Source organism: Microvirga sp. HBU67558, from assembly GCF_018069605.1.
GTDB lineage: Bacteria > Pseudomonadota > Alphaproteobacteria > Rhizobiales > Beijerinckiaceae > Microvirga > Microvirga terrae.
Window position 1 is genome coordinate 1 of sequence record NZ_JAGPUP010000415.1, and the last position, 9,279, is coordinate 9,279.

The 9,279-nt window shown below is 60.3% G+C and carries 7 protein-coding genes; 2 read left to right on the forward strand and 5 right to left on the reverse strand.

What is annotated here, in order from left to right:
- Positions 1-1,333: 1,333 nt before the first annotated feature.
- Positions 1,334-1,492, forward strand: a complete 159-nt coding sequence (locus KBI52_RS03690) for a hypothetical protein (protein WP_173945092.1) — start codon at positions 1,334-1,336, stop codon at positions 1,490-1,492.
- An 853-nt stretch (positions 1,493-2,345) separates the two neighbouring features.
- On the opposite strand, the gene KBI52_RS03695 is transcribed toward KBI52_RS03690, so the two are convergent.
- Both KBI52_RS03695 and KBI52_RS03700 read right to left on the reverse strand, forming a co-directional pair.
- The gene (locus KBI52_RS03695; RefSeq protein WP_173945093.1) at positions 2,346-2,663 is read right to left on the reverse strand and encodes a hypothetical protein; all 318 of its coding nucleotides are present in this window, start codon (positions 2,661-2,663) and stop codon (positions 2,346-2,348) included.
- 104 nt (positions 2,664-2,767) lie between these two features.
- Entirely contained in the window at positions 2,768-3,451 is a 684-nt protein-coding gene (locus tag KBI52_RS03700; RefSeq protein ID WP_173945094.1) for an AAA family ATPase, read from the reverse strand.
- An 886-nt stretch (positions 3,452-4,337) separates the two neighbouring features.
- Here KBI52_RS03700 and KBI52_RS03705 point away from each other — a divergent pair.
- Positions 4,338-4,721, forward strand: coding sequence for a hypothetical protein (locus KBI52_RS03705; RefSeq protein ID WP_210805404.1), 384 nt, complete (start codon positions 4,338-4,340; stop codon positions 4,719-4,721).
- A gap of 256 nt (positions 4,722-4,977) precedes the next feature.
- Here KBI52_RS03705 and KBI52_RS03710 read toward each other — a convergent pair whose 3' ends face one another.
- The 3 genes from KBI52_RS03710 to glpK form a co-directional block, all read right to left on the reverse strand.
- A complete protein-coding gene (locus KBI52_RS03710; RefSeq protein ID WP_371823106.1) occupies positions 4,978-5,346 on the reverse strand; it encodes an integrase arm-type DNA-binding domain-containing protein in 369 nt (122 codons plus the stop codon).
- A 770-nt stretch (positions 5,347-6,116) separates the two neighbouring features.
- Entirely contained in the window at positions 6,117-7,652 is a 1,536-nt protein-coding gene (gene glpD / locus KBI52_RS03715) for a glycerol-3-phosphate dehydrogenase (RefSeq protein ID WP_210805406.1), read from the reverse strand.
- A 40-nt stretch (positions 7,653-7,692) separates the two neighbouring features.
- Positions 7,693-9,183: a glycerol kinase GlpK gene (gene glpK, locus KBI52_RS03720; RefSeq protein WP_210805408.1), complete on the reverse strand. Its 1,491-nt coding sequence runs from the start codon at positions 9,181-9,183 to the stop codon at positions 7,693-7,695.
- Positions 9,184-9,279: the final 96 nt, after the last annotated feature.

A 9,279-nucleotide genomic window follows, 5' to 3' on the forward strand; every position in this document is an offset into this window, starting at 1 on the left:
GCCAGGCTGTGGGCGTGTTGCAGGGAGGCGAACGGCTGCGCGGCCGTGCCGGCCCCGCTGTTCGAGCCCGCCGTCGATACGTAGTAGATTGTCATCTCTGAAGTTCCCCTTGTCATTCAGGATTGTTGAAGCGGATGAGACAGTATTGATTTGATGAATTCGGTACTGACGCTTGTCTCTGATCCGCGGAGGGAACCTTGTCTGGGAATGTGTCCTGTTTATGTCGTATGTTCATTATTGTAAAAGTGCTTTTTACTGCCTCTATACTGACTGATATGTGGCAATAATCTGTCGAATATGTTGCGAGTTATAGGTCAGCTCTTTTGGAGGCTGGAACCGACCGAAATACGCCAATGCTCCTGCGTGAGACGTGCGATGTGGGTGCGGGATTCAGGAAGACCTGTCCGGGTTGGGATTAAGGGCATCCGGAAGAGGCCACACAAAATCATCTGGCAAGCTCAGGCCCAGGCTGATCTCAAGTTCTTCCGTTAGTGTTTTGAGACGGTTCAGGGAGGGCGTGCAGTGTCGTTGCCATTCCGGGTCTCCAACGGCGTAGACAGGGGTATGAGGCGGTGGGTCTGGGATGTGCTTACGGAAGCGGAGCTTGAGCCCTTTGAGCCATGGCCAACCAGTAACGACAGCTTTCTTTGTATTGATCCGCTTGGTTGGGGCAGGCCTTCACTAGCATCCGAGCTTGCCGGGCACAGTGCAGGAAGGTGAAGAATTCTCGAGCCATCAGTGCGCCCCACCTGCGAAATGGTGCGGCGAGCGAGGATGCCGATGTCATCGACTGAAGCGTCATCCAAGCATCCTGTCTCGTGGTACTCGGCCGCGAGGTCGGCAATCTCCTTTAAGGCGTCCAGTGCGCAGGACAGCTCATAGATATTGTCTTGTATGGTGTCCGTAGCGGTTATTGATCGTTCTCGCCATATCTGGTGAATGGGGCAGTCTCTGAGCTCCACGAGGAGTTCATTCATGCGCGCTTTGACAATTGCCATCACCCTTGGATTGTTGGCTATGCCTCAGATAACCTACGCCAAAGAGAGCAAGCCCCCGCGGCAGACACCGACAGCATCGACATCTAAGGTCGATACAGCCGAGGGAACGGATGCTCTCGTAAAAGCTGCCCGCGAAAGAGACGAGGCGCGGCAACGTGCTTGGGATCAGAAAACGAAAAACATCACACGGGGGATCTGCTCCGGATGCTAAGCCTTAGGTCCTGTCCGGACTATTTCGGTCCGTTTCACCACACCCCGCCGGCGGCTACGCTAGCGGGTATGCGGCTTCGCTTAGAGGCCGGCTAGGTCTGAACGAGCATACATTGAGGCACTCGATGGATAAAACTCGAAGGGTTGCCGACGCTGTCCTTGCCGTGTTGGAGACGCGGCAAGGCTTCCGTGAGTGGTGGGCCAGTATCGATCCAGAGATGCAGAACCAAATCCTGGAAGCGGTTGGAACCGCTGCTATTGAGGCCGTCGAGAACAGCGAATAGAGACGGCGAGCATTCCAGGTTGCATGAAGCCACTCCCTGTGCAGGTTACCCATGCCACGGCCGATCCTACAGAGAGCCTGCGTACGGGTTCGACCCCCGCCGTCCGCACCATTTTCATCTCGGTAGAGACCGGGTATGAGAACCTCGTGGGGCCTGTAGCACAATGGTTAGAGCCGGCCGCTCATAACGGTCTGGTTGGGAATTCGAGTCCCTCCGTCCGCACCATCGACAAATCGCTTCACCACACTCTGCCCAACGTAGGTGGGGATGCGACTGCGCTCAACGCCGCGGTTCAGGAAATGACGGCGTCCTCGTCGGCACCTCCTGGGGTGTCGCCGGAGGCACACCTAACGGCTCTCCAGGGTTCGGGACTTCAGCGGGTGGAGTCGGTGGAATGCCTCCAGGCTCCTCATTTCCCGGGAGGCTGGGAGGGCTAGCAGGTGGCAGGACAGGATTAGGACCGGGATCTGGCGTGTCAGGCTGCGGAGGAGAGGGAGAAGGAATGTCTGGCTGTCGCGGATCTGACATCACACATAGCCTCCTGCTGGGTTCTCACAAGGCTCCATTAGCCGACCTTCGGGACGTCATCTCCTGGCAACTCAGACGGGTCCGATGGCAGGTCAGGCCCCTCGCTGGGATCAGGCTCAACCTCGGGCGCTGGCGTCGGCATGTCAGGCTCCGGAAGAACAGGAATGTCCGGCTGCGGCGTATCAGGGTACGGAATGTCAGACATTGCGGCTCCCCCCGCTATTGAGTACCTGGTGGCGGAACATAGGGTACGTCATCTGGCTCAGGATCCTCGTGATCAGATGGGGTGCTATCTTCTGGAACAGCTTCAGCCAAGCAAACGGGATCAACTCTCACCCTTGTGCTTCAGCGCCCTTATTGCCGTGGCAAGCTCACGCGATAACAGACTTCTCGTCACCAGATAATCCGGGCCAAGCAGGACGCTATAGCGGGTTCGGGCCCCAAGATGCACCGCCTCACATAGCCCTGCAGCTCTCTCCAAGGCATCGTTCTCAGCTTCACGAATGACGGCCGCAATCCTGGTAAAGGCCTTGTCTGTCAGTTGCCATGATGGCCCAACCCTGTCGCCTTCAACCAAGTCGATATACATTTCAAGAGTCCCACGCAGGCTTTCAGCGCGCTCTTGTGGTGTTATCTGGGGCATCTCGACCTCTCCAGGTTTCCTCTAGAGTCGGTTCATCAGCCGTGCCACCGCAATAGCAAGTTGCGCATTGAGCATGCCCTCAGCGGTATCATGGTGGATATCCCTCATGACATGGCACTCAGAGGGATTGCGCCACCTTCGTCGTCGGCAATCTCAGTGGCATCCAACCTTCGTAGCCTAGCTGTGAGCCATTGCAAAACCGCACGTATTTCATCGGCAGCTTTCCCATAAGGACTGAACTCGGTCACCCCAAGACCCGCGGCAAGGGCATCAACATGGTCAGAGCGATGCGCCACAGTTGGGTCACACAGGCCCCCAAGCAGTTGGAGGGTCATACGGGCGTTGGCAGTCCTGCTGGTGCGTCCACCGGTTGGGCACTGATTGAGAACGAATGCGAATGGCTTAGCGTTCTCGTTAAGGTGGCGAACGGTAGGTGCACTGGCCTCGATGTCAGCGACGCTGGGACGGACCGGCAGCAAGCAGAAGTGTGCTTCTTTCATTGCTTCTGATGCAGCATGGCTTTCCGCCCCAGGCGTGTCGACAATGACAAGGTCGTAACCTTGTTGGCGAAGCCTATAGAGACGAGAGGAGAGATTAGCCCAAGAAATCGAATGGACCGCCGGGGCTTCAGCGGTGCGCCGCTTGTACCATTCTTCAGCGGTACTCTGCGGGTCTATGTCGATAAGAACTGCCTTCAGGCCACTTTCTGCCGCAGCCACGGCAAGTGAGACAGCAAGGCTGCTCTTGCCTGTCCCGCCCTTCTGCGTGACGAACGAAACGATTTTCACTGAAGTCTCTCCGCCAAACGGTCTGGTCACTTGACGCGACCGTCTCGGGAGAACGACCGTGCCAAGAGGCACAAGATAAAGCTGCGCTCGTATGGTAAATGCATCCCTAACAGAACCACCAGTCGGGGCTTATTTGCCGGATTGGCTTGCCTATGAGCCTTGGCTGGAACTAGGGACCAATCGCGCGGCGTGCCTCTGCAACTGACCTCAGGGCTGTCTCAACAGTCCCAGGCACCTATCATCCAGGATTTATTAATCCAAGTAATTGCGGGGGCTTCTAAGGGGCGTAGACTTCGCCAGATGTGAGGTTTGGAGTGCCGATCAATCAGGGCAAACTGGTCGGGTTGGAACTGGATCAGGCAAGACTAGCCCAGCTTTATGTCGACATAGCCGCAGGCAAACGGCGGGTAGCCGCAGATGACCAAGATATCGGAATACCAGACCCACGCCCTGGAATGCAGGGCTTTGGCGAAGCAGATGCCGGTCGGAGAGCAACGCACTCAGCTCCTGGAAATGGCACGAACCTGGGAGTCACTCGCGAATAGCCGAGAGAGACTCATCAGGACCAATCCTGAACTGGAGGCCCTTGATAGCCTTGCGTCTGCTGACGTGGCCATACCCTCTTCCAAGGCGCACTAAAGGTGAGCTTCTTGCTCCTGGAAATTGACCTAACCCCTGAGCGTGCCTTGGAGCTTTCTTACCTCAACCTTTTTGGGCCCTATCTGCTCAAGAGGGCTCTCCGGGGGTGCCCGTTGAAAACATCTTCATCCTTTTTCCAAAGATGATGAGTACCCTACGGGGAAAGAACGGCCGTTGCTCAACGAGGTCGGATTCTAGGCACAAGTGCGTAGCCATCACACTCCTTGAACCATCACGGAGACGTGTCATGCCCGAAGCACGCGTTACCGTCCGAGTGGGTGATAATCGGCAATCCGTGACCATCGAGATGGGGCCTGTTGAAGGTCCGTCAGCCGCAATTGCGCTCGACCTTGAGCAACTCACAAAGGTCATCAACTCACTCGGGCAAGCACGAACGCAGATGGTTGAAGGTCAGCGGGTCGAGCCGCTTGAAGGTACAAAGGTAAAAACCATCGCAAATCCCAAGTGGTACATTCAGGAGGCCCCTATTGATGGGTCACTTCTCGCATTCAGTCACCCCGCCTATGGGCCGATGGCCTTCGCTATTCCTCGGGGGGAGGCTGCGAAGATTGTTGGTATCCTGACGAGCCACCTGTCACTTCCGGTGTGTCGGCAGGAAAAACCAAACTGAGACACTCACATTGCCGTTGAATATCTGAAGAAAGCCCACCCATAATCAGGAACACACAGGAGGCCTAAAGCCACGCGGGCTTTACTGTTTCTGAGCTACACCTTTAGGAATATCTGCTCGACCCGTTTGCTCCGTTGCGGAGCAGCTGGAACAGTTTAGCTTCTGAAATGTGGCGAGGCTCCCACCAACCCACGAACGCCCTGGCCGGAGGTATAGGACACCCTCTGGCTGGGGCGTTTTTGCGCCCGCCGTCCTCTCACGTAAACGTACCCAGCAATTTTGCACAAAGCCCCAGTATGGAACGACGAACAACCGGCTTGGCTCGGAGCTGTTCGCAGTAGGCCGTGAGGGTCATCTTCCACTGGGCACGGTGCTTTTCATTGCGCCAGGAGGAGGACATGCTCTCAATCAGAGCGTCAGCTGCCTCACCAAACGTCATCACTTGGGGCTTGTTATCCCGTGCTGCGATGGGGTCCAGCCCATCCGCGAGCTTCTGACGAGCCTCGGCAGCCCGCTCTCGGGCTTTCGCGAGAGGCACGTCCCTCAAGGCGCCGAGCCCCATCTCCCGCCGCTTACCATCTGTCTTCCACATGAACACCCACGAGCGGGCGCCGCTGGCTGTAATGTTTCAGGTACAGACCACCCCCATCGGAGCGCCGCCCAGGCTTTGTCAGTGTTGCGACTGTCCTGGCGCTCAGTGTGTGCCGCTGTCGTGCCATCGCCCCTACCCTTCCCCACCTTCTTCCCCACCTTGAAGGTTGGATTGCAGCGGATGAAGCCGCACCGCGTAAGACATTAGTCAGCATATGCCCCTTGCTGCACAACGAACTCCTGAATGTGACCGAATGTGGTTGGACACCAGTATGGCGGACTCCGTCTCCGCCATTCCATCGGTTCAAGTTACTTAGATCGCTTGCTTTTTCCAGCTTTGGCCGAGCCGAACCCCGACGGGAAACATCGGCCGGTCCCTGAACCAGATCTGTCGCGGCACGAATCATCGAAGCAGCGGCGCGAGCACCAGGCCGGTTGCGTCCAAGGGTGGCATACCCCCGAGCATGCATGGGAATTGGCTCCCTGCCGCAGGCGACGCGGCTATCGTCTTCCTCGATGACCGCCGGAAGTCCACGCGGCAGCCGTCCTTGATCGGTGCGGGATGCGCCAGCGTCCGAGACATTGCCGATGGATCACAGCGGCCCGCCCATCCCGGCCCGTTCGGGGATGAGGCTGCGGCGGCTGCCGGTGGCGCGATCGCACACGTGCTCGAACCAGTCTCACTTCCTGATGTCCACGGGGATCAGTTCGCCCCGGAGCGTCACGTCGCGGAAGGAGTGTCACCCCTCGGCGCAGGGCTCGGGCATCCAGGTCAGCGATTCAGGATCGTGAGGGCTCGCGCGGTCATCCTCGCGTCATGGCGTCCTTCAGGCGGTCCCCCTGCTGCCTCGCGTCCATCCGGGTGCTCATGTAGGCGGCGATCTCGGCCCTCGCTTCTCCGCCGATCGTGAGACCGAGCTTGGAGCGACGCCACAGGACGTCATCCACATCGCGCGCCCATTCCTGATCCATCAGGTAGCCGACCTCGTTCTCGCCGAGATCTGCGGCGAAGATCATGCCCAGGTTTCCAGCCGATCCCAGGATGTCCCGCGCACGCGTCCCATAGTTGCGGGCGAGCCGGCGGATCGTGGCGTCTGCGACGGCCGGCGCCTGCGCCTTGAGGCGAGACACGAGTTCTTCGAAACCACCGACGGGGAAGTCGCCTCCGGGCAGCGTCGCCCCCGCCGTCCAGGCCGCCCCGCGGGCGCCGAGTGCCTGTTCGATTGGCTCCAGGACGGACTCGGCCAGGCGCCGGTAGGTGGTGATCTTCCCGCCGAAGATGTTGACGAGCGCGCCTTCCTGGCCGGTTCCGTCGACCTTGATCACGTAGTCACGGGTCGCTTCCTGCGCCTTCGATGCTCCGTCGTCGTACAGGGGTCGGACGCCGGAATAGGCCCAGACCACGTCGTCGGGGGTGACACCGCGCTCGAAATATTCCGATGCGGCCTCGCACAGGTAGGCGGTTTCTTCGGTCGAAATCTGCACCTTGTCCGGACTTCCGGCGAAGTCTCGGTCGGTCGTGCCGATCAGAGTGTAATCGCCCTCGTAGGGAATGGCGAAGATGATCCGGTTGTCCTTGTTCTGAAAGATGTAGCACCTGTCGTGGTCGAACAGCTTCCTGACCACGATGTGACTACCCTGGACAAGCCGGACATGGCGCTCGTTCGAACCGGTCGATTGGCGAAGAACCTGATCGACCCACGGGCCTGCGGCGTTCACCACGAGCCTCGCCGTCACCTCACGGATCCGGCTGGTTTCCCGATCCGTGAGCTCGACCCGGAACCCGCCGTCGCGACGTTCGAGTCGCGTGACCTTCGTTCGCGTCAGGATCTCGGCGCCCCGGTCGGCCGCATCCCGTGCGTTGAGGGCCACGAGCCGGGCATCCTGCACCCAGGCATCGGAATACTCGAAAGCCCTGGTGTATCCGCGTCGCAGGGGCTTTCCCGCCGGATCACGCGCGAGATCGAGCGTCCTGGTTTTCGGAAGCAGCTTCCGCCCGCCGATGTGGTCGTACAGGAACAGGCCCAACCGCAGGAGCCAGGCCGGCCTGAGACCGCCATGATGGGGCAGAACGAAGCGGAGGGGCCAGATGATGTGAGGTGCCATCTTCCAGAGCACCTCGCGCTCCATCAGCGATTCCCTGACAAGGCGAAATTCGTAGTGCTCGAGGTAGCGCAGGCCTCCATGGATTAGCTTAGTGGAGGCGGACGATGTCCCGCTGGCGAGATCCTGCATTTCGGCGAGGAGCACGCTGTAGCCGCGCCCGACCGCGTCACGGGCAATTCCGCAGCCGTTGATGCCACCGCCGATTACCACGATATCGAAGTCTGAATGAGACATAGCTTTCCCCTCCGGATGCGATGCTGTGGGCACCAGGCGGCTAGCCCTGCCAGATCGTCCGCTGCACTGCGCGGCGCCAGCCGGCGAGAGCACGCTCGCGCTCTCCATCGGCCATGGCCGGCTCGAAGCGATGATCGGCCCGCCAGCTGACGGCGAAACCTTCGCTGCCCGGCCAGACCCCGGCACCGCATCCCGCCAGCCAGGCCGCACCAAGAGCGGTCGTTTCGAGAATGACCGGACGGTCGACGGGAGCGTTCAGAATGTCGGCCAGGCGCTGCATCGTCCAGTCGCTCGCCACCATGCCGCCGTCGACGCGAAGAACGGTGTCGGCTGCGGCCGACCAGTCCTGTCGCATGGCGTCAAGGAGATCCCGCGTCTGGTAACATACGGATTCAAGCGCCGCCCGGGCGATCTCGTTGGGACCCGTGTTGCGCGTGAGGCCGTAGAGCGCTCCGCGAGCGTCGGGCTGCCACCACGGCGCGCCGAGGCCCGTGAAGGCGGGAACGAGATAGACCTCCTGCTGCGGATCGGCCTGAGCGGCGAACGATCCTGATTGGTCCGCGCGCTGGAGAATGCCGAGCCCGTCCCGCAGCCATTGGACGGCCGCTCCGGCGATGAAGATCGAGCCTTCGAGCGCATAGGTCGTCCGGCCGTTGATGCGATACGCGATGGTGCTCAGCAGGCGGTTCTTCGAGGGCACGCGCTCGTGCCCCGTGTTGAGGAGCGCGAAGCAGCCCGTCCCATAGGTGGACTTCATCATTCCCGGCGTGAAGCAGGCCTGTCCGACGGTGGCCGCCTGCTGGTCGCCGGCCACGCCCCTGACAGGGATTGCCACGCCGAAGAGGCTCGGATCCGTGCTCCCGAAATCATCGATGCTGTCCCTGATTTCGGGCAGGATGGATCGCGGCACACGGAACAGGCGCAGCAGATCCTCGTCCCATTCGCCCGTGTCGATGTTGCACAGCATGGTGCGCGACGCGTTGGTCGCATCGGTGACGTGCCGCCGACCGCCGGTGAGATGCCAGAGCAGCCACGTGTCGACGGTGCCGAAGGCAAGCTCGCCGCGTTCGGCCCGTGTCCTGGCACCTTCGACATTGTCCAGGATCCAGGCGATCTTCGTGGCGGAAAAATACGGGTCCGCCAGCAGCCCCGTCCGATCCGTGATCATCCCCTCGGATCCGTCGGCCTTCAATGCGGCGCAGAGGTCCGCCGTGCGCCGATCCTGCCAGACGATAGCATTGTGAATGGCGCGTCCCGTTGCGCGGTCCCAGAGAATCACGGTCTCGCGCTGGTTTGTGATGCCGATGGCTGCGATGTCGGAGGCGGCCAGTCCCGCATCGGCGAGAGCGGACCGCATGGTTTCCAGGATCGTGTCCCAGAGATCCCGAGGATCGTGCTCGACCCAGCCGGGTTTCGGATAGATCTGAGGGAACTCGCGCTGCGCCAGCCCGCGGATCCTGTAGGTGCCGTCAAACACGATGGCGCGGGATGATGTGGTGCCTTGGTCGAGAGCCAGCACGAAGTCGGCCATGCGTTCCTCCTCTCACGTTGCGGTTCGTGCTCTCACAGACCTGCGAGAGCGATGTACTTGATTTCGAGGAAGCCCTCGATGCCGTACCTGGAGCCC

What these genes read in the sequence shown, in the direction of transcription:
- KBI52_RS03690 (WP_173945092.1), top strand. Translation starts at nt 1,334, where the DNA reads ATGGATAAAACTCGAAGGGTTGCCGACGCTGTCCTTGCCGTGTTGGAG.
- KBI52_RS03695 (WP_173945093.1), bottom strand. Translation starts at nt 2,663, where the DNA reads ATGCCCCAGATAACACCACAAGAGCGCGCTGAAAGCCTGCGTGGGACT.
- KBI52_RS03705 (WP_210805404.1), top strand. Translation starts at nt 4,338, where the DNA reads ATGCCCGAAGCACGCGTTACCGTCCGAGTGGGTGATAATCGGCAATCC.
- glpD (WP_210805406.1), bottom strand. Translation starts at nt 7,652, where the DNA reads ATGTCTCATTCAGACTTCGATATCGTGGTAATCGGCGGTGGCATCAAC.
- glpK (WP_210805408.1), bottom strand. Translation starts at nt 9,183, where the DNA reads ATGGCCGACTTCGTGCTGGCTCTCGACCAAGGCACCACATCATCCCGC.